The organism is Exiguobacterium sp. s181 (assembly GCF_018617125.1).
GTDB classification, from domain to species: Bacteria; Bacillota; Bacilli; order Exiguobacteriales; family Exiguobacteriaceae; genus Exiguobacterium; species Exiguobacterium profundum.
In genome coordinates this window covers 1-772 of record NZ_JACSJM010000015.1, presented here as the reverse complement: position 1 = coordinate 772, position 772 = coordinate 1, and the positions used below count along the sequence as shown (strand labels likewise).

General features: G+C 50.4%; 6 tRNA genes and 1 rRNA gene. All 7 read left to right on the top strand.

The window, feature by feature from the left end:
• A 5S ribosomal RNA gene (rrf, locus tag KNO70_RS16040) occupies positions 1 to 88 on the top strand; the annotation flags it as partial.
• Positions 89 to 96: 8 nt separating this feature from the next.
• A tRNA-Val gene (locus KNO70_RS16035) sits at positions 97 to 172 on the top strand.
• Between the two features lie 9 nt (positions 173 to 181).
• Positions 182 to 257 (top strand) — tRNA-Thr (locus KNO70_RS16030).
• Between the two features lie 41 nt (positions 258 to 298).
• A tRNA-Leu gene (locus KNO70_RS16025) sits at positions 299 to 385 on the top strand.
• A 31-nt stretch (positions 386 to 416) separates the two neighbouring features.
• Positions 417 to 493, top strand: a tRNA-Arg gene (locus KNO70_RS16020).
• Positions 494 to 501: 8 nt separating this feature from the next.
• Positions 502 to 578 (top strand) — tRNA-Pro (locus KNO70_RS16015).
• A 14-nt stretch (positions 579 to 592) separates the two neighbouring features.
• A tRNA-Ala gene (locus KNO70_RS16010) sits at positions 593 to 668 on the top strand.
• The last annotated feature ends 104 nt before the right edge of the window (positions 669 to 772 follow it).

Below are 772 nucleotides of genomic sequence, written 5' to 3'. Positions count from 1 at the left end.
CGTTCCCATGCCGAACACGGAAGTTAAGCGTCTCAGCGCCGAAAGTAGTTGGGGGATCTCCCCCTGTGAGGATAGGACGTTGCCAGGCTACATATTGGAGGATTAGCTCAGCTGGGAGAGCACCTGCCTTACAAGCAGGGGGTCGGCGGTTCGATCCCGTCATCCTCCACCATTTACACCTGCCGGTGTAGCTCAGTTGGTAGAGCATCTGACTTGTAATCAGAGGGTCGAGGGTTCGAATCCTTTCGCCGGCACCATTTGATCTTTTTAAAAAGTCTACCGCTAGAAATTATACCTTGCCGGGGTGGCGGAATTGGTAGACGCACAGGACTTAAAATCCTGCGAGGGTTTCCTCGTGCCGGTTCAAGTCCGGCCCTCGGTACCATTAATATTTTCCCATGATGATTATTCGTCTCGCACCCTTAGCTCAGCTGGATAGAGCGTTAGACTACGAATCTAAAGGCCGGGAGTTCGAATCTCTCAGGGTGCACCATTTTTAGACGGGAAGTAGCTCAGCTTGGTAGAGCACTTGGTTTGGGACCAAGGGGTCGCAGGTTCGAATCCTGTCTTCCCGACCATCATCACTTATATTGGGGCCTTAGCTCAGCTGGGAGAGCGCCTGCCTTGCACGCAGGAGGTCAGCGGTTCGATCCCGCTAGGCTCCACCAATTTTATTTTTTTTACAGACGAACTTTGAAAACTGAACGATGAGGCAAAAATAAGTTTTACCATTTTTGAATGAAGCGCAAGCTTCGTCAATTTAAGAGCTATA